13 protein-coding genes are annotated in these 19,506 nt (G+C 72.2%); 4 read left to right on the top strand and 9 right to left on the bottom strand.

From position 1 onward, the window contains the following. Positions 1 to 298 precede the first annotated feature (298 nt). Positions 299 to 868 carry a 3H domain-containing protein gene (locus ACZ5T9_RS05420; RefSeq protein WP_464834298.1) on the bottom strand — a complete coding sequence of 190 codons (570 nt, stop codon included), beginning with the start codon at positions 866 to 868 and terminating at the stop codon, positions 299 to 301. Between the two features lie 661 nt (positions 869 to 1,529). Between ACZ5T9_RS05420 and ACZ5T9_RS05415 the strand changes: the two genes are divergently transcribed. Then, the gene (locus ACZ5T9_RS05415; RefSeq protein WP_464834297.1) at positions 1,530 to 2,072 is read left to right on the top strand and encodes a hypothetical protein; all 543 of its coding nucleotides are present in this window, start codon (positions 1,530 to 1,532) and stop codon (positions 2,070 to 2,072) included. Positions 2,073 to 2,286: 214 nt separating this feature from the next. Here ACZ5T9_RS05415 and ACZ5T9_RS05410 read toward each other — a convergent pair whose 3' ends face one another. The 5 genes from ACZ5T9_RS05410 to ACZ5T9_RS05390 all read right to left on the bottom strand — a co-directional run bounded on the left by ACZ5T9_RS05410 (position 2,287) and on the right by ACZ5T9_RS05390 (position 10,263). Next, positions 2,287 to 3,588, bottom strand: a complete 1,302-nt coding sequence (locus ACZ5T9_RS05410) for a C40 family peptidase (RefSeq protein ID WP_464834296.1) — start codon at positions 3,586 to 3,588, stop codon at positions 2,287 to 2,289. 267 nt (positions 3,589 to 3,855) lie between these two features. Further along, a complete protein-coding gene (locus tag ACZ5T9_RS05405; RefSeq protein ID WP_464834295.1) occupies positions 3,856 to 6,321 on the bottom strand; it encodes an ABC transporter ATP-binding protein in 2,466 nt (821 codons plus the stop codon). Between the two features lie 42 nt (positions 6,322 to 6,363). Beyond that, positions 6,364 to 7,317: an ABC transporter permease gene (locus ACZ5T9_RS05400; RefSeq protein WP_464834294.1), complete on the bottom strand. Its 954-nt coding sequence runs from the start codon at positions 7,315 to 7,317 to the stop codon at positions 6,364 to 6,366. A 27-nt stretch (positions 7,318 to 7,344) separates the two neighbouring features. Next, entirely contained in the window at positions 7,345 to 8,256 is a 912-nt protein-coding gene (locus tag ACZ5T9_RS05395) for an ABC transporter permease (RefSeq protein WP_006903423.1), read from the bottom strand. Between the two features lie 348 nt (positions 8,257 to 8,604). Further along, a complete protein-coding gene (locus ACZ5T9_RS05390) occupies positions 8,605 to 10,263 on the bottom strand; it encodes a peptide ABC transporter substrate-binding protein (RefSeq protein ID WP_464834293.1) in 1,659 nt (552 codons plus the stop codon). A 462-nt stretch (positions 10,264 to 10,725) separates the two neighbouring features. Here ACZ5T9_RS05390 and ACZ5T9_RS05385 point away from each other — a divergent pair, with 462 nt between their 5' ends. Continuing rightward, complete coding sequence (locus ACZ5T9_RS05385; RefSeq protein ID WP_464834292.1) at positions 10,726 to 11,742, top strand: PH domain-containing protein; 1,017 nt, start codon at positions 10,726 to 10,728, stop codon at positions 11,740 to 11,742. A 172-nt stretch (positions 11,743 to 11,914) separates the two neighbouring features. On the opposite strand, the gene lysA is transcribed toward ACZ5T9_RS05385, so the two are convergent. Beyond that, on the bottom strand, positions 11,915 to 13,252 hold the full coding sequence (lysA, locus tag ACZ5T9_RS05380; RefSeq protein WP_464834291.1) for a diaminopimelate decarboxylase: 1,338 nt from the start codon (positions 13,250 to 13,252) through the stop codon (positions 11,915 to 11,917). A 509-nt stretch (positions 13,253 to 13,761) separates the two neighbouring features. Next, on the bottom strand, positions 13,762 to 14,718 hold the full coding sequence (locus ACZ5T9_RS05375; RefSeq protein WP_464834290.1) for a hypothetical protein: 957 nt from the start codon (positions 14,716 to 14,718) through the stop codon (positions 13,762 to 13,764). 912 nt (positions 14,719 to 15,630) lie between these two features. On the opposite strand from ACZ5T9_RS05375, the gene ACZ5T9_RS05370 reads away from it, so the two are divergent. Then, complete coding sequence (locus ACZ5T9_RS05370) at positions 15,631 to 17,361, top strand: MFS transporter (RefSeq protein WP_464834289.1); 1,731 nt, start codon at positions 15,631 to 15,633, stop codon at positions 17,359 to 17,361. Positions 17,362 to 17,543: 182 nt separating this feature from the next. Here the strand turns inward: ACZ5T9_RS05370 and ACZ5T9_RS05365 are convergent, their stop codons facing one another. After that, positions 17,544 to 18,338, bottom strand: a complete 795-nt coding sequence (locus ACZ5T9_RS05365) for a thermonuclease family protein (protein ID WP_464834288.1) — start codon at positions 18,336 to 18,338, stop codon at positions 17,544 to 17,546. A 527-nt stretch (positions 18,339 to 18,865) separates the two neighbouring features. Here ACZ5T9_RS05365 and ACZ5T9_RS05360 point away from each other — a divergent pair. Further along, positions 18,866 to 19,498, top strand: a complete 633-nt coding sequence (locus ACZ5T9_RS05360; RefSeq protein WP_464834287.1) for a hypothetical protein — start codon at positions 18,866 to 18,868, stop codon at positions 19,496 to 19,498. The last annotated feature ends 8 nt before the right edge of the window (positions 19,499 to 19,506 follow it).

The raw sequence follows: 19,506 nt of genomic DNA, 5'->3' as shown, positions 1-19,506 counted from the left end.
GCGGGCGGAGCACGCGGGGCGGTCGGGCCGGGCGGCCCAGGGGGGTGGGCGGGGCAGGCGGGGCGTCCGGGCGGCACAGGTGGGCGGGCGGAGCAGGCGGGGGCGGGCCGGGCGGCACAGCTGGGCGAGCGGAGCAGGCGGGGGCGGGCCGGCACGCTGTTCGGGCGTGGCGGGAAGAACCGGCGGTCCCCCCAGGGACGGGCCCACGGTCCACGCCAGGGACGGGCCCCCACAGTCCACACCAGGGACGGCGCCCCGGGTTTCCGGGACCCCCAGGCTCCCCTCCGGCGCCAGGGGCTTACTCCTTATCAAGCAGAAAGCCCAGCTCGCGCAGGGCCTGTTCCACCCGGGCACGGGCGGTGGGGTCGTCGGCCTCCAGGGTGTGGAGGTGCGGGCCGCCCGTCAAGGTGAGCAGGGGCTCGGCCCCGGTGGCCGCCATCTGCCGGCAGAACCGGTCGACGTCGTGCCGCGAGCGCAGGTCCAAGAGCCCCCTCAGTTCACCATAGACCGGGTGTTCCACGATGACGTCCCGCACCGTCACGCCCTGGTCCACCATGGCGTAAAGCTCCCGGCGGATGGTCTCCAGCTCGGGGCCGTGCTCGACGGCCACCTGCCAGGTGAAGCGGGCCGGAGGCCGGTTCAGGACATATCCGGCGGGGGTGGCCAGGATGGGCTCCCCCTGGGCCCGCAGCAGCGCGATGTCGTGGACGATCACGGCCCGCGTGACGCCCAGCTGCCCGGCCAGCCGCTGGCCCGGGACGGGTTCCTCCGCTCGCGCCAGAAGCTGGAGGATCGTCTGGCGCCGGCGGGCGGCATCACCCGGCCGGGTCAGCCCCTCGAAACCAGGAGCCCCGCGCCCAGGCGTCAAAGCAGCGGGAGCGTGGGAGCCGGCTGGCCCGGCATGCCCGGAATCAGTAGGTTCCCCCGGAGCCTGCCGGCGGGCCCCCGGCGGATCCAGCCGGGTCCCGTCCCCCTGCCCATGGGAGGGCGTGGTACGCCGGGGTCCGTGCCCCCCGGGGGCCTGGTCTTGCCCCTGCCCGCCTGTCCCTTCGTTCGAGCGGCGCCGCGGCGACATGGCCCCCTCCTTCGCCAGTGGCGGAACCTGGGGTTCGGGCGGTTCCCGTGGCCAACCTCCCGTGGTGGAACCGGGACGCAGGCCGGAACGAACCGGCCCGTGCTCTCCTTCGCAGGATCGCCCCCGCTTTCCTTGTCGCCCCATCGTGGTCCTTGCGGCCGGCGACCAGGCCGCGCCCAAGGTGCCTGTTGATTTGTATCGCTGCCCCTGTGTATATACACCTGTAGATACAGATGTATAGATACAATCGCTCCGGTGTCGATACACCGTTTCCGGATCTCGGCTTCAGAGCCGGAGTCTCGGCAACCACGCCCGCCGGCGCGTTGAGCCACGCGCCCGCATCGCAGGGAGTGGCCGCCGCGGGGCGCAGCCCGTCCCAGGCCGTGCGGCACCCAACACGAACGGTGCGGTACCCCGCAGGACCGGGGGTACCCGCCCGGGGAGGAAGGATCGCATGCCCGCCAGGACGTCCCCGCAGGCTTCGCCTGCCGCCACCGCGCCCGTGGCCCGCCAGGTGGTGCTGGGCGGTCTGCTGACCGCCCTTGCCCTGATGATCCCCATCTTCTTCCGGGGAACGCTGCAGCTCACCCTCGGCCCCTACTACACCGCCACCCTGGCGTCCCACGTCCCGCCCATGCTGGCGATGACCCTGGGCCCGGGGGTGGCCGTGATGGTGGGCCTGGGCGCCACGGCCGGGTTCTTCCTCACCCTGGGCCCGGTGGTGGCCGCGCGGGCTTTCGTGCACGTGCCCTTCGCGGTCCTGGGTGCCTGGGCCCTGCGCCGGGGATGGCCCCTCTGGGCCGCGCTGCTCTTGACCCTGCCGGTGCACGCCGCCGGTGAAGGCCTGGTGGTCTGGCTGGCCTCCGGCACGGCGCTCCAGGCGTGGCTCACCACCGGTGGCACCGCGGTGCACCACCTGATCGACGGCGCCCTGACCCTGGCGGTGCTGCGCCTGCTGCGGCGGGCGGGCATCCGGCTGGAGGGCACGGGCAGCTAGGACCCGACGCCGCCCCTGGCACCAGGTGGCGGAGCGGCGCCCCGCCTGGCGCGCCGGCCCTGCCGCCGGATCGGGAACCGGGCCCGCGCGGGCCCGGTTCTTTACGGGCCCGAATCGTTGTGCAACAGGACACCGGAAGAACCGCGCCCGCCGCCGCAAGCCGGCCGCGTGGCATAAGCCCGCCCGCGCCGGTGGCCTCCCGGGATCCGGCCGGCTAGCCCGCGTGGTAGCGGCGGGCCCCGGCGTACTTCTCCCCGTAGGGCGGCGTGTCCAGGGGGATCTCCTCTACCACCCGCCCGGAGCTGGGGGCGTGGATCATGCGGCCGTCGCCGGCGTACATCCCCACGTGATGCACGCTGCCCTTGCCGCCGTCGTGGGCGAAGAAGACCAGATCGCCAGGCTGCAGCCGGTCCCGCGCCACCGGCCGCCCGTCGCCGTGGTCCCGCTGCGGGGCCGCGTCGCGGGGGATCAGCAGGCCGTGGAAGCGGTGGACCAGGTACACAAAACCCGAGCAGTCCACGCCGAAGCCCGAGGTGCCGCCCCACAGGTAGGGGAGCCCCAGGAACCGGCGCGCCGTTTCCAGGAGGGCCGTCCCCGGCACCTTGGCGGGTGAAGCCTGGCCAGCGGGTGGAACCCGGCGGGGAGGGTCCAGGCGCACGGCCGCCCGCCGCACCCACGCCACGGTGGGAGGTCCTGCGGCCAGCGGGCCATCCTCGGCCGCCGGGAGTTCGATCGGGCCGCTGGCGTGCCGGTGCCGGGCCGGATCGCCGGGCGCCGGGCCCGCCGTGGCGGCCCGGGCCGGACCGCCGCCGCCCGCGTCCGGGGTCAAGGCTGCCCTGTGCCCGGGCGCCGGGTTGGGGGTGGGCACCGCCACGGGGAGCCACTCGCCCTCCGCTCCACCGGCGGCCTCGCCACCTCCCGCCGCCGGGCTGCCGTCCAAGACCGCAGGCAGGCTCCCGCTGCCGCCGTCTCCGTAGGACAGGACGGGGAGGCAGGTGCCGAAGCTCACCTCCAGCCAGCGAGCCTGCGGGTGGGGTCGGTGGTAAAGCCACGTGGTCAGGGCCGTGACGGTCGCGGTGGTCAGGCCCTCCCCGGCTTCCTCCGGCGCCGGTGCCCCGGCAAGACCCGCCCGGCGCGCCACCGCCGCCCAGGCGGGATCGGCCGTCAACTGCCAGCCCGGGATCCAGCCCGGATACCCACCGGGAGCGCCGGGTTCCGCCTGTTCGGGAACGGCCACCCGGGCCCACCCGTCCCGTTCTTCCAGCACCGTGACCGGCTGGCCCAGCAACACCTGGGTCTCGATGCGGCCCACCAGGTCCTTCCGGGCCTCCACGTCCAGGGCGGACAGCCACTCCCGCAAGCCTGCGGGGGCCGCCAGCGCCGGCAGGTCGACGGGCCGGGGCCGGCCGGGATCCCGCCAGACGGTGGCTACCGCTACGGCCACCCAGCGGGTGACCGCGGGCCCCACGGGGCTCTCCTGGCCTGAACCGGCGCTCGCAGGCGAAGGGGTTGCCATGCCTTGCCGCCTCCCTCGGACTTGACCTTGCACCGCCTCCGGAGTCGAAACCGGCGCCCGTGCCGCCCGCCCCCTGCCTTGCCCCCACCGCACCCAGCAGCCCGGCACCTGTAGGGGGCCGGCGCGCCGTCCGCAACAGGCAAGCAGGACGAGGAAACGGCGGCGCACCGCAGCGAGCCGGCCTTCCCACGGGAGCGGACCGGCCTCTTCAGCGGCCTGGGAGGCCGGCACGCCCTTTCCCTTCCGGCCTCAACCGGCTTTCCAGTCTCATCCGGCCAGATGGCAGGCCACCCGGTGCCCCGGCGCCAGCTCCCGGAGTTCGGGCACCTCCTCCGCGCAGCGGGCCTGGGCCAGGGGACAGCGGGTCCGGAAGGGGCAGCCCGAAGGCGGGTTCACCGGATCGGGCGGCTCGCCCTGGACCAGCTGCCGCTCCCGGCGCCGCGCCCGCACCGGGTCGGGGACGGGGATGGCTGCCATCAGCGCCTGGGTATAGGGATGCAGGGGCCGCGCAAAGAGTTCCTCGACCGGCGCCTCCTCCACCACCCGCCCTAGATACATCACCGCCACCCGCTGGCAGACGTGCCGCACCACGGCCAGGTCGTGGGTGATCAGCAGGTAGGAGAGGCCCAGTTCCTCCTGCAAGGATCCGAGCAGGTGGAGGATCTGGGCCTGGACCGACACGTCCAGGGCCGAGAGGGGTTCGTCGGCGACCACCAGCTCGGGTTCCACCACCAGCGCCCGGGCGATGCCGATGCGCTGGCGCTGGCCGCCGGAGAACTCGTGGGGATAGCGCAAGGCGTGGTCGGGGCGCAACCCCACCCGCGCCAGCATGGCCCGCACCCGTTCCCGCTGCTCCCGACGGCTCAGGCCGGGGACGAGGTGGAGAGGCTCGGCGATCAGATCTTCCACCCGCATGCGGGGATCCAGCGAGGCGTACGGGTCCTGGAAGACCATCTGCAGGTGGCGCCGCACGGGGCGCAGGGCCGGTTCGTCCAGCGGGGCCAGGTCCCGGTCGCGGAAGAGGATCCGTCCCCGGGCCGGCCGGTACAGGCGCACGATGGTGCGGCCCAGGGTGGTCTTGCCGCAGCCGCTCTCCCCCACCAGCCCCAGGGTCTCGCCCCGCCGCACTTCCAGGGACACGCCGTCGACCGCCCGCAGGAAGCGGGTTTGCCGCCACCCGCGCTGGACGGGAAAGACGGTGGCCACATCCTCGAGACGGAGCAGGACTTCCGGCTGCCTGGGATCACCGCCCGCCGCCCCGCCGCGGGCGGCCTGGGGAGCCTGCCGCCGATCCTGCCGGCCCGCCTGCCCCAGGTCCCGCTGCCCATCCTGCCCCACGGTCCGGGTCGCCTGCCCCGGGGCCTCCCGCGGGGGCTGCCAGGGATCCTGCCAAGTCGCTTGCCCCGGGTCCGGCCCCAACCCCCGTCCATCGTGGGGACGAACCGGCTCCCCAGGGCCGCTGCCGAAGGTCACCCGCACCCGCGGTCCCGCCGCACCCTGGCCCGAGGCGCGTTCCGCGCCGGCCCCGGCACTGCCCGGTCCGCCAGCGGCCCGGCCGGAGGTCGCCAGCGGGGCGCCTTGGCCGCCGCCTCCGGCCAGCGCTTCCCGGCCGGCGGGCCCTTCCCCTTCGCCCGCCTCTTCCAGCAGCCAGCAAGCGGCCACGTGACCGGGGGCCAGCTCCCGCAACGGCGGCACCTGGTGAAAGCAGCGTTCTTCCGCCAGCGGGCACCGGCTGGCGAAGGGGCAGCCGGCGGGAAGCCGCCGCGGATCGGGGGGATCGCCGGGGATGGGGTCGGGAGGCCGCGGCTCCGCTGCGAAGGGATCGGGCACCGCGGCCAGCAGCGCCCGCGTGTAGGGGTGGGCCGGCCGGGCGAAGAGCCGGTCGACGGGCGCGGCCTCGGCGATGCGGCCCCCGTACATCACGTACACCCGGTCGGCCAGCTCCGCCACCACCCCCAGGTTGTGGGTGATCAGCAGCAGGGAGGCGCCCGTCTGGCGGCGCAGGTCGTCGAGGAGCGCCAGGATCTGGGCCTGGATGGTCACGTCCAGGGCGGTGGTGGGCTCGTCGGCGATGACCAGCCGCGGCGGGGTGGCCAGGGCCATGGCGATCAGCACCCGCTGGCGCATGCCGCCCGACAGCTCGTGGGGATACTGGCGCAGCCGGTCGGCCGGCCGCGGCAGGCCGGCCAGCGCCAGCAGCTCCTCCGCCCGCGCCAGCGCCCTGGCCCGGGGCATCCGGCGGTGGGCGGTGATGGCCTCCACCAGCTGGTCGCCCACGGTGAACAGGGGGTCGAGGGAGGTCATCGGATCCTGAAAGACCAGCCCCACCTCCCGGCCCCGGATGGCGCGCCAGGCGGCTGGGCTCAGGTCGAGGAGGTCGCGGCCTCCCAGCCGGATCCGGCCGCCCACCACCCGGCCCGGCGGCGGCACCAGCCCCGTGATGGCCCGGGCGGTCACCGACTTGCCCGACCCGGACTCGCCCACCAGGGCCACCACCTCGCCCTGGCCCACGGTGAGGCTCACCCCCCGCACCGCGGGCACCGGCCCCTCGGCGGTGAAGAAGGTGACCTCCAGGTTCTCCACTTCCAGCAGGGGCCGGGCCCCCGGCACCGTGCTGCCGGCCGGATCGTCCGGGCCCTGCGGTTTCACCCCCGCCACAGCCCGGCCGCCGCCCGCCGGCTCCGTCGCCGGGGCTGGCCCGGAGCCGGCCCTTACCTCACCCGTCCCGCCCACAGCGCTGCCTCCTTGATTGCAAGATCGCCATGTCGTCCTTGTCTAGCGCAGCCGCGGGTCCAGGGCATCCCGCAACCCGTCGCCGAGAAAGTTGAAGGCCAGCATGGTGACGCAGATGAAGGTGGCGGGGAAGAACAGGGCCCAGGGTGCCGCCCGCAGGGCGCGGTTGCCCTCGGCCGCCAGCACGCCCCACGAGGCGAAGGGGGCCTGCACCCCCAGCCCCAGGTAGCTCAGAAAGGCCTCGCTGAAAATGGCCTCGGGCACCAGCAGCGTCATGGTGACCAGGATCGGTCCGATGGCGTTGGGCACCAGATGGCGCCACACCACCCGCCACGGCGGCACGCCCATCACGCGGGCGGCCAGGACGAACTCCCGCTGCTTGAGGCTCAGGACCTCCCCGCGCACGATGCGGGCCATGCCCGTCCAGTACACCGCGCCCAGGGCGATGAACACGTTGTCCAGCCCCGGGCCCATGACCACCACCAGCAGGACCACGTACAGGATGAAGGGCAGGCCGTAGATCACGTCGATGATCCGCATCATCACGTTGTCGACCAGGCCGCCGTAGAACCCGGCGATGGCGCCGTAGGTGACGCCGATGGTCAGGCCGATCAGACTTGCCATGATGCCGACCGCCAGGGACACCCGCGCCCCCCAGAGCACCCGGGTCAGGATGTCGCGCCCGAGATGGTCGGTGCCGAACCAGTGGGCGGCGCTGGGCGGCTGGTTGGCCTCGGCCAGCACCTGCTCCTCGTAGCCGTAGGGGGACAGCATGGGCCCCACGACGGCCGCCACCACCATGAGGACCACCACCACCAGGCCCGCCATGGCCAGCGGGTTCTTCCGCAACCGCCGCCAGGCCTCTTGCCAGTATCCGGGCGCCGGAGCTGCCAGCGTCTCGGCGAGCAGTCCGTCCCCACCGCTTCCTCCCGGAAAAGGGGGGGCCAGGGAACCGGCATCTCCGCCGGGCAGGGGATGGGTCGAGGGGGTCGCCATGGCGTCATCCTCCCGTAACGGCGCCACCTACAGCCGGATGCGCGGGTCGACCAGCCGGTACGCCACGTCGACCAGCACATTGGCCACCACCAGCAGCGCGCTGTAGAACATTGTCACGCCCATGATGACGGAGTAGTCGCGGTTCGTGACACTCTGCACGAAGTACTTGCCGAGCCCGGGGATGGCGAAGATGTTCTCGACCACGAAGCTTCCCGTCAGGACGCCGGCGGCCAGCGGGCCCAGGTAGGTGATGACGGGCAGCACGGCGCTGCGCAGGGCGTGGACGAAGATCACCCGCCGCGGGCTCAGCCCCTTGGCATGGCAGACGGTGATGAAATCCTGGCGCAGGACCTCCAGCATGTTGGACCGCACCAGCCGGGCGATGACCGCCGTGGGCAGGGCCGCCAGGGCCAGGGTGGGCATCACCGCCTGGGCGGGCTTGCCCCACAGGCCGGCCGGCAGCCACCGCAGATGGTAGGCGAAGACGTAGATCAACAGACCGCTCAGGATGAAGTTGGGGATGGAGATGCCCAGGGTGGCGGCAAACATGGCCACCCGGTCGGGCCAGCGGGTGTGATAGACCGCGGCCGCCACGCCGACCCCGATGCCGGCCACCAGGGCGACGCCGATGGCCAGGGCGCCCAGGGCGGCCGAGACCCGGAACCCGTCGGCCACGATGTCGTTCACCGTCCGGTTGGGGTAGGTGAAGGACGGCCCCAGGTCCCACACGGCGGTGCGGTAGAGGTAGTCCAGATACTGGCGCCAGAGAGGCCAGTCCAGGTGGTAGCGGGCCTCCAGGTTGGCCAGGACCGCCGGCGGCAGTTCCTTTTCGGCGGCGAAGGGACCGCCGGGCACCGCCCGCATCATGAAGAAGGTCAGGCTGGCGATGGCCCAAAGGGTGATCAGGGTCACCACAAGGCGCTGGCCCGCGTACTTCACCGTGCTGCCTCCTTCGGGATGAACGCCGCCTCGACCGGCCCCAAGGCATCACAACCCGACCGCCCCCAAGGCATCACAACCGGGCCCGCAGCCCCCCAGCGCCACGGGCCCGGTCGCCTGGGTCACCCAGGGCGATACGCGCCAACGTCCGGCGAGGGGCCGGTCGCACCGCGGGCGTGCCGGGCGGGCAGGGGGCGGGCTGCCGTCCCGCTGCGGCCAGGGTGGCGGGAGGGCTCCCGGGACCCGCGGTAACGCGCCCCGCCGCCGGCCGGGGGAGCCGCCCGCGACGGCGGCTCCCCCGGCGGCGGAAGCGGCGCTTATGGCGAGCCGGGCGCCCCGGCTCGAGGCTCACTGCCCCTTGCCCTCGATGTAGGCCCACTTGTAGTCCGTCGTGCCCAGGGCGGTGCGGAAGACGCCCTTGACGTAGGGCTTTTCCTGGTAGACGTTGACCCCGAAGAAGATCGGGCCGATGGGCATCTCGTCCATCAGGATCTTCTCGGCCTCGTGCATGTTCTGGAAGCGCACCTGCTGATCGCCGGTGGCCTTGGCCTCCTCGATCAACCGGTCATATTGCGCGTTGGACCAGCCCACGCGGTTGTTGCCGCCGCCGGTGACCCACAGGTCGAGGAAGGTCATGGGATCCAGGTAGTCGCCCACCCAGTTGCCGCGGCTGAGGTCGTAGTCCCCTTGCTTCTGGGCGGCGAGGAAGACCTTCCACTCCATGGACTGCAGCTCGACCTGGACCCCCAGGTTCTGCTTCCACATCTGCTGGTAGGCCTCGGCCAGGGCCCGGTTGGTGTCGTTGTCGTTGTACAAGTAGGTCACCTTGGGGAAGCCCTGGCCGTCGGGATAGCCCGCCTCCGCCAGCAGCCGGCGCGCGGTCTCGGCGTCGGCGTCCTTGAAGTAGTCGCCGCCTTCCTCCCGGAAGTCCTGGTTCGTCACCGGGTTGGGAATGCCGAAGGGCACGAAGGCCAGGGCCGGCTTCTGCCCGCCCTTGAGGATCTGCTCGACGATGGCCTTGCGGTCCAGGGCGAGGGTGAAGGCCTTGCGCACCCGCGGGTCGTCGAAGGGCGCCTTGCGGGTGTTGAAGTAGATGGACGTCACGCTGATCATGGGCGACGTCTTCGCCTCGCCGCTGGCCAGCAGCTGGGGGATGTCCTGCGGGTTCAAGCTGCCGTTGGAGTCCAGCTCGCCGTTGGCGAACATGGTCTCCGCCGTGGCGCCCTCGTTGACCATCACGATGTGCATCTTCTCCAGGCGCACGGTGTCCTTGTCCCAGTAGGTGTCGCTCTTCACCAGGTCGATGTGGCTGTCGTGGACCCACTCGGCGATCTTGAAGGGACCGTTGCCCACATAGGTGGCCGCCTCCCCGGCCCAGTCCGGGTTGGATTCCACCGTCGCCTTGTGCACCGGCATCAAGGTGGGGAAGGCCGTCAGGCTGAGGAAATACGGTGTGGGTGACTCAAGGGTCACCTGCAGGGTCTTCTCGTCCAGCGCCTTGACGCCGACCTGGGACGGGTCCGTGATCTCACCGCTGTTATAGGCCTCGGCGTTCTTGATGTAGTAAAGCTGGTATGCATACGGGGCCCCGGTCTCCGGATTCAGCACCCGCAGCCAGGCGTAGACGAAGTCTTCGGCGGTGACGGGATCGCCGTTCTGCCACACCGCATCCCGCAGGTGGAAGGTGTAGGTCAGCTGGTCGTCGCTAACCCCCCACTCGGCCGCCATGCCGGGTTCGACCCCGTTGGGACCGATGCGGGTCAGGCCCTCCATCACCGAGTTGACGATCTGGAAGCTGGTCAGGTCGGTCATCAGGGCCGGATCCAGCGTCGGCGGCTCCGATCCGATGTTGTCGTTGAGGACCTGCTCCTCGCCGCCGCTCCCGCCGGAACCCGGCGAGCCGCAACCACCGAGGATCAGGGCGACCAGCACCACGCCCGCCAGGACCGCACCGCCCGCACGGCGAATCCGCCGTAGAACGGTTCGGTGCCACCCTCCTTGGTTCACCGTACCACCCCTTCGCTCCCCGTCCGGGGGTTCTCGGCCCGGGGTCCGCAACGCGGCGGCCGCCCCCTCGCGACCACAGCCACCGCACCGCCATGCCTGCCGGTCCCCCAGGATCCAACGCCATGGGCATTTCTTAGCCGAAACCGCTATTTCCTGCTTGTGGGGCAGTGCATTGCGCAATATCGCAGGCAATGGCCCGCTTCCCCCGCCCGTCTTCGGGGTCGGCAGAACGGTAGCCCACCCGCTGGAAGCCCCCATAGGACGCTGGGCAAAGCCGAGGGGAAGGGAACATTCCGCCCGGCAGGGAAACGTCCAGACGAAGGTTGGGTTTTCCTATAGGGGGATACTGCCAGGCGCAGGAAGCCGGTTCGCAGCCGGGTCGAGTCCCGAGGTGAGCCCGTGATGCATGAAAACCCACCGGAACGGAAGCCTCTGCCCTCCGCGCCTTCCGGCGCAACCACGGTGGACGAACAGCCTACCCGGGGCAAAGACGCCGCGCAAGACGAGCTGGAGCAAGGCTGGCGGGAGCCCATGACGGTCTGGGAGTGGGTCCTTGAGATCCTGTCGGCGCTCTTGCTCCTGGCGGCCCTAGCGTGGATCATCGCCCTTTGGCCCAACCTGCCCGACCGGATTCCGGTGCACTTCAACCTGCGGGGCGAGGCCGATGGCTTCGGGGCCAGGGCCAGCATCTGGGGCCTCTGGGGGATCGGCGTGTTCCTCTACGCGCTGGTCACGGCGGTGACGCGATTGCCGGCATCGTTGCTCAACTGGCCCGTCGAACCGCGGCCGGAGACGGCCCGGGCCATGGCCCGCGCCAGCCGCCACCTGGTCCGCGGGATGAAGTTCCTGCTCATGGCCACGCTGCTGCATCTCACGGTGGGCGTCACCGCCGTCGCCCTGGGCCGGTGGGCTGGCCTTACACCCTGGTTTTATCTGTGGATCGTGGCCCTGCTGACGGTGGCGATCGGGGGATGCGCGGGGGTGTACCGGGCGGGGCTGCGCCTTCCGACGGCGCCGGCCGCGAGAGGGCCGGACGGCCCCTGGCCGGAGGTGGTCGACTTCCCCGCCGCCCGCAGCACGATCCTGCTGGCCCTGACGGCCATCCCGCCGCTGATTCCCTTCTTCATGGCGCTGCGCGGCGACGAGACGGCCATCGTCGGGCTTGTCGCTTTGGGGCCATACCTCTTGGTGGTGGGCTTCACCTTCTGGCGCCCGTCCTACTACCGTGTGACGCCGACCCACCTGCAAATCCGGGTGGGGTTTGCGGACTTCGACATCCGACTGGCCCGGATCCGCCGCGTTCGCCCGACCTGGAACCCGATTGCAAGCCCGGCACCGTGCCTGCGCCGGGTGGCCATCGAGACCGACCAGGGCGAGACGGTGCTGGTGTCTCCGTTGGATCGCGACGGCTTCATCGCTCTCCTGCGGGAACGGTGCCCCCAGGCCGTGGTCGAAGGGGGCTGCGGTTCGCGCCGCTGAGCGGCCCTTCTCCGTCCTTGACCGGCCCTCGCCCGGGACCTGCCCCGGCGGGACCGGGACGCCCCAGACCCCGGTGGGGATCACGGAAGCAACGGACTCCCGCGGCATCGGCGGCACCGCCGGCAGCCCCCTAGGGCAGCCCCGCTGCCGATGGCCTGCCGCAGCAGGCCCCCTAGCCCTCCCGCTCCAGGGACGGGGGGATGCGGTCGTGGCGCAAGAGATCGTCGTAGGTCTCCCGCTCCACGATGACGGCGGCCTCGCCCTCCCGTACCAGCACCATGGCGGGCCGCGGGAAGCGGTTGTACTGGCTGGACATGCTGTAGTTGTAGGCGCCCGTGCTGAAGACCGCCACCACGTCGCCGGGCTCGACCCGCGGCAGTTCGATCTCCGGGATCAGAATGTCGCCCGACTCGCAGTAGCGGCCTACCAGGCAGACCCTCTCGGCCGGTTCGTCCAGGGGCCGGTTGGCCAGCACGGCCGTGTAGAGGGCGCGGTAGAGGGCGTAGCGGGGGTTGTCGGCCATGCCGCCGTCGACGGCCACGTAGGGCATCAGGCCCGGAACCCGCTTGACGGACCCCACCGTGTACAGCGTGACCCCGGCCTCGCCCACGATGGAGCGGCCGGGCTCCAGGATGAGCCGCGGCACCGGCAGGCCGCGCTCACCCGCCGCCCGCTCCACGGCGGTCCGGATGCGGGTCACCGTCTCCGCGATGGAGGGCGGCTCATCGCCCGGGACATAGCGGATGCCCAGGCCGCCCCCCAGGTCCAGTTCCCGGACGAACCGGCCCGTGCGCCGGTGCGCCTCGGCGGCCAGGTCCATCATGATCCGGGCCGCCTGCTCCCAGGGCTCGACGGCCAGGATCTGCGAGCCGATGTGGCAGTGGAAGCCGTGCCAGTCCAGGGCCGGTTCGTCCAGCACGCGGTCCAGGGCCTCAAGGACCTGGCCGGTGGCCAGGTCGAAGCCGAACTTGGACTCCTGCTGGCCGGTGCGGATGAACTCGTGGGTGTGGGCCTCGACCCCCGGCGCCACCCGCAGCAGCACGGGTACGGACCGGCCCGCGGCCCGGGCCATGGCGGCCAGGCGGTCGAGCTCGTGGAAGTTGTCGACGACGACCCGGCCCACTCCCGTCTCGATGGCCAGGCGCAGTTCCTCGTCGCTCTTGTTGTTCCCGTGCAGGAGGATCCGGCCGGCCGGGAAGCCGGCGGCCAGGGCGGTGTGGAGCTCGCCGGCGGAGACGGCGTCGACCCAGAGCCCCTCCTGGTCCATGATGCGGAGGATGGCGGTGGTGCAGAGGGCTTTGGCCGCGTAAGCGATGACGCCGGCGCCGCCCATGGCCTCGCGGTAGGCGCGGCAGCGCTGTCGGATCACGGTCTCGTCCAGGACGTACAGGGGCGTTCCGAATCGTTCGACCAGCTCGATGGCGTCGGCGCCGCCGATCACCAGATGCCCCCGGGGGCTGGTGACGAGGGGGGGCCAGATGGTGCGGGACTGCAGCTCCGGCTGCGGCAAGGCGCTCTCCTCCTGGTGATGCCGGTGGTACTCCGGGTGTCCGGCTTGTGCTCAAGCAAAGACACGCAACCAAAGGCACCAACCAAAGCACGCACCGCTCCCGGCAAGCCCGGCAGTCACGGACGGTCCCGGGCCGGCGAGGTGCAGACGGTCCGGGGCGGGATTCGCCGGGATTTGGCACGGGTTGGCGTTAGGTTAGCACAGGCATCCAAGCCGGGACAAGGCGCCACCCAAGGGATGGCGCACCCGCCACGGCATGTGGGGCGCACTGCCAACTTGCTCGTCTCGCCGCCTGGCTCCACCCTCACCCTGGGCCCGCGGCCGTGCTTCGCCCAACGGGTAGGCTGGCCCCGCCCCGCCGGCTCGCCCACCTCGCCCGCTGGCTCTCACGTTCAACAAGGCGGGCCCCCTTGGGGCCCGCCCACCGACGCACTCTTTGTGGCTACGGGTTCCTGACCCCTACGGCTGCCGGTCCCAGTCGCGGCAGCGAGCTTCTCGCCGCGCCCGATTCACATCGCGCCGGCGCCGAAGCCTGCCCCACCGTCTGGCGGCACGACGAACGACGTCCCGGTGGTGCCCATGACCGAAGCCGTGGGTTCACCACGGGCAGAGCCGGCATCGCCGCTTGCGGCCGAACGGGAGGCGCCGGCTTCACCGCTACGGGCGGCGCCGGGTGGGGTGAACTGCCGGTCCAGCAGCGCGCTGGCTCGTTCCTTCAGCCGCTCGAGCCGTTGGCTTGCCTGCTGCGGGGTCAGCCGCCCGGCGGCCACCGCTGCCTCAAGGCGCCGCTTCGCCGGGCCGGCGATGGCGTCCGTGACCTGCTGGCGGGGGACACCCTGCTCCTCGGCGATCTGAGCCAGGGTCTTGCCCTGCCAGAGCCGGTCCAGGATCTGGCCCGGAGTCAAGTCCAGCGTGTCGCTCAGCGCCTGCAGCAAGCCGCCGAGGCGCGCCGGCTGGCCTTTTAGGAACGGCCCGGCGCGCCGGTGCTTGCCGCCCTGTCCGTGGCCCGGCACCCCCATGGGCGGCACCAGCCGGTACTGCCCCTGGGCGATCCGCTGGCGCAGGGCCGCGGCCTGCTCGGATGAGAGCCGCCCGTTCTGGGCGGCCTCGTCCACCATCCCGGTGAGCACCTCCCGGATGGCGGCGTCTACCCGCTCCCAGGGCAGGTCAAGCGCCTGGGCCAGACGCCGAACGAAGGTGCCCGTCAGGGACGACGGATCGACCGACGGATCCCGGGCTGCACCTGCCGTGCCGGCAGCATCCTGTGTGGACGTGTCGGGGCCGGAGGAACCCCCGGCCGCGGTACCGCGATCCTCCGCCGGGAACACCGCGACGCGACCACCCAACGAAGCGTCCAAGGGACCGGACAGCGGCTGGGCCGCGCCGGCCCGGGCGGTCACCACCCCCGCCACGGCGGCCACGATCCCGGCCCCCAGCAGGCCGCCCAACCACCTGCGGTTGTTCATGATGGGCCTCCTTTCTCCACCCGCACCGGTGTGGGTTGGCAATGACTACGGTACCCGGCCCGTGTTGCGCCCGTTTATGGAGAATGTAAAAGACCTGTAAAACGGCAGGCCGGCAGGCCAGCGGGCCGGCGAACCTGCAAGGAACCAACGCGAGCATCCTGCTGCCGCGTCCGAGCGAACCAGACCCTACACCCCGGTACACGGGGTGAGGGCCCGGGCCGGGTGAGATCCGTTGGCCGCGACCTGGAGCCGACCCGGAGCCCCCGTTGACGCGCAGGCCCGCTGCATGCTAGAAAGCAGATGTCTTGCTTCCATGATACCACTTTCTGGAAGAAGAGGGGAGGGAGGCAGCCATGCGCACCGTCACGCCTGGGGCCGGAACAACCGCGCCTCGAATGGGGACACCGGCTGGAGCGGGCGGTCCCGGCTGCCTCACGATGCCCCCCGGCCTCCATTGATCCCTCCAGGATCGCGACCGCGACGCGAGGCTCGCTACCGTCGCCGGCCGGTCCCCGCAATCCGCGCAATCCAATGCAACCCGGTGCACCGCCGGCGCTGGACCGGCGCGGTCCCGTCCCTGGGCCGGCGCCGCTACCGCGCCGTGCCCATCGAGCGCCGGCCCCGAAGAGGCGCACTGGCGGCGTAGCACCCACGCACGCCGGCACAGGGTCGGCGACGGCGTAGTATCCGCGCAGCAGCAGGCGCAGGGGGTACGCTGCAGCGGTGTCGTGCCGGCAAAGTGCCGGTGCAGGAGACGCGCTGCGGTGGCGCGGCGCCGGGGAAGTGCCGGTTCAAGAGGTGCGCTGGGCACGGCGCAGCGCCCGCGCCGTGTCCAGCGCGGCGTTCCCTGTGGGATCCCCAGCAGGGTTCCGCGGGGTGACCCGTTGACCTGAAGAAGGAGAGTGCCAACCTATGCAACGCATCGCCGGGCATCCGGGCCGCACCGGCGGGGCCAGGCAACCCGACCGCGCAGGCGGAGCCTACCCGCCCGCGGCCTGGATGGCCCGCCTGGTCAGGACCGTGGTGCCTTCGGGACTCCCACCTTCCGTGTACTGGCTCACCGCCGGTCAGGTGGTCGACTCCCTGGGGAGCGGGCTGGTCTTCCCCTTGACAACCCTTTTCGTTGTGCAAGTGCTGGGCCGGGATCTGACCTGGGCGGGCACGGTGGCCTTCTTCCACTCGCTGTCTGCCACCCTGGGCGCCGCCCTGGGCGGCCGCCTGGCCGACGGCACAGGGCGAAAGCCCGTCCTGCTCTGGAGCCTGCTCGGCTCCGCGGCCTGTTCCTTCGTGCTGGGCTGGCGGCAGGAGGCCACCACCTACGCGGCTGTCACCGTCGTCTTCGGCCTGGCGATCAGCCTGTTCCGGCCTGCCTCCCAGGCCCTGGTCAGCGACCTGGTTCCCGGGCGGGAGCGGCAGGTCTTTGGGCTCCTCTACATGGCCAACAACCTGGGCGTGGCCGCCGGCGCGGCCCTGGGCGGCCTCCTGGCCAGCTGGTCCTTCCGGGTGGTCTTCTGGGCGGACGCCCTGACCTATGCCGCTTTCGCGCTGCTTCTCCTCAAGGCCGTTCCCGATCCCTACGGGGAAACGCTCCGCCGGCGGCGCCGGCGGAGCACCTGCCCCTCCACCGGCCTCGCCCCGGAAACGCCCGCCCCGGGGACGGCCGGAACCGCTGCCGGGGAGCCTGCCGGCCCTCGCCACGGGTCCGGGGCGGCCGCCGGCAAGCTTGCGGAGGCCGGATTTGCAAGCCCTGCGGAAGCCGCCAGCGATCCCCCCGGCAGGCCCGCGGACGCCGCAGGAGCCACCTCGGTCCGGGTCCCCACCCCAGGGGATGAGCCCGCCCGCCCGGCCGCGGCAACCGCGGAGGCGCACCCCGCACGGAATTCCGGTGGTGCAGGCGTTGCGGCGGGCCCGCTGCCACAGATCTCGCCGGGGCCGCAGCGGCCGGTCGCCAACCCGGTTCCGGCCCGGCCGGCCTGGCACACGCGACTGGCCGCCTGGCATGCCCAGGGACTCGTCACGGTGGTGCTCCTGGCCGTGGGCAGCGTCGGCCTGTTCTTCCCGTATGCCCAACTGCATACGGCCCTGCCGGTCGACATGACGCGCCGGGGGTTCAGCGAAGCGGCCTACGGCCTGCTCTGGAGCCTCAACGCGGTGCTGGTCGTCGCCCTGACTCCGGTGGCCTCCGCCTGGGCCGAACGGCGGGGCTGGACCCTGGACGGGATGCTGAAGGCCTCCGCCGCCCTGCACGCCGCGGGCTTCGGCCTGCTGACCTTCACGACGGAGTGGACGGCTTACGCCCTCTTTGCCTCGGCGATGGTGATCATCACGGTGGGCGAGGTGCTCCACGCGCTGTCATACAGTGCCGCCGTGGCACGGGTCGCGCCCGCCGACCGCCGCGGCTCGTACCAGGGGCTGGCCGGCACCATCGCCGGGGTGGCCTGGATGGCCGGGCCCCTGGGAGGCGGGCTGATCGCCGACCGGCTGGGCATGGTGGCCCTCTGGTCCCTCACGGCGGCCACCAGCCTCGGCGCCCTGGCCGTCTTCCGGCTGGCCGAAACGGCCGAGGCCTTGCGGCGCCGCTCGGCCGGTTCGACCGGGTCCGGCGCAGCCGGTTCGGCCGAGGTCTCCGCCACTCCGCTGTGATGGTCACCCCGGGGAAGCCGGTGCACGGGCAGGCCGGTGCGCCAGAGCCCGGGAACCCGGCCGGTGCCGCACCCCTCGAACCTTGCTGCGAGCGGGCCTCGCGAGCGGTGCCCCAAGCAGGGTCCCGCGCCCATGCCCCGAGCAAGGACCGGCGGTGGGGCCTGCTGGGTCACGACTCGCGGTCACGACTCGCAGCCGATGCCGTCGCGGTCGCGGCCGTCCAGCCGGTGCGGGTCGGGGGGCAGGACGCGAAAGTTGCGGTAGGAGAGGTCGCCGCAGTCCAGATCAGGCGGCGGCGGCGGAATGCACACGCCGGGATAGGCCGGGTCGCAGCCGGCCCGGCCGCCCCCGCCGGACGAACCGGCCCCGGCGACCGCACGGCCTGACCGGGCCCCGCCGCTACCGGCTGACCCGGATCCGCTGCCACCGGCGGAAGCGCCGCCGGTTTCGCCCCAGAGGCCGCGGCCCGCCTGCCGGGCCTCTCGCTGGAGTTCGACCAACAGATCCGCGTAGCGCACGTCGGGCGGGTAGGTAGCCACCTGGGCGTAACCCTCCCGCACCAGGACGGCGTTGAACATGCTCTGGCGGACGTCCGCCGGAGCGGGGTCGGCGGGCGGCTCCACCAGCCACACGTATCGCAGGGCACGCCCGTACCGGTCCGTTTCGGAGACGTCCTTCTCCAGCCACACCTGCCGGCCGGCTAGCTGGCGCTCGGTAAAGCGAGCGGCTTCAAAGCCATAGGGTTCCACCCGGCCGTGGATCTCCGGGGTGTTGACACCGATCAGCCGGATGCGGGTGGCGGGAAGCGGCGCCCCGGCCAGGGGCCGGACTTCGATGGTATCCCCGTCGATGACCTCCACCACCCGGGCCAGGGTGATCCCTCCCCGCAGCGGCTCCGCCGCAGGCTGCACCCCGCCCGCCGAAGGGGCCCCGGCGCCGCCGGTACCGGTGGAGTTGTCGAGGTTTTCGGACGGCACCGACGGCACCGCCTCCGATGGGCCTTCCCCCGCAGGCTGTTGGGTCGCAGCGCCGCACCCCGCCATGCTGACAGCGACGGCCACCACCAGCACGGCCAGCAGCACTGCTCGGAGGACAGCCCCCCCTGGGACGGCCCCGCACTGGCACGCCGGCCCCTGCCGGTTTGCGCACCGTCAGGTTCTCCATCGCTCGCCCACTCCTCCCCAGTTCCTTGGCGAGCATGATCGCGGGATCCGGCCTGTCTCTGACCCCGGCGGCGATGGCACCGCGCCGGGTTCCCCGTCGCAGGTACTGCACCATACCCACGTTACTTGTGTGCCGCAGGTGCGGGCACCGTCAAGGGCCGCGCCGGGTGGTGAGGCGACACAGCCAACCCGCTGGGGCGCCGGCTTGGGTTCGTGCCGCCAGCCGCCTGCCGGCCCCGTGAATCAGGTCTTCCCAGACTATGTTGCAAAACACGATACCATCCACTATGCTCAAAAGGGTACCTTGCATTACAAGACATCAGGGCCGGGAGGGTTGCGTGATGCTGCGCGGTCCGGACAACCCCGTCACCGAGGCCGTTGACTCGTGCATCGTTTACTGGGTCGCGGCAGGCCTCCCCCGCACGCAGGTCGACCAGATGGCAGCAGAGCTGCGGGTCCACCTCGAGCAAGCCGTGGCAGTCGGTAAATCCGTGGAGACCGTGATCGGCGCCGACATCGCCCGGTTTGCCGAGGAGTGGCGCCGCGCCGTGGATCGCCACCGCTCCGGCTGGGAGCGGTTGCTGTTCGCGGCACACATCATCGCGCTGGCAGTGTTCTTCACCCTGTTGCCGGCCGTCCTTTTTCAACCTGTGGTCGTGGTGGAGGTAGCTCATCTCCTTCAGGTGCTGTGGATGGCAACGGGTGTCGGGATCCTCTTTATGCCCCGGTTGGGGGCGCGCTGGCTGGCGAATAGCGCGAACGAGCGCTACGGGCGGCTGTGGGTCGCGGCGGCGATCGGCACCTTCACCGGCATGCTGCTCCTCAGCCCGGTCATGCCCTGGGTCCCCCAATGGACTCTCTTCGCGGTCCCGCGGTGGCAGGCACTGCTCGTCATGGCGGCTTGCATGGCGATCAGCGGGCTGGCGATTCTTCGGGACCCTGGTCGGCCGCGGGCACCGGCCTCCGTCCGGTAGGCGGAAAG

The sequence above is a fragment of the Thermaerobacter nagasakiensis genome (assembly GCF_055396825.1).
This window is presented reverse-complemented; position numbering and strand designations above follow the sequence as displayed.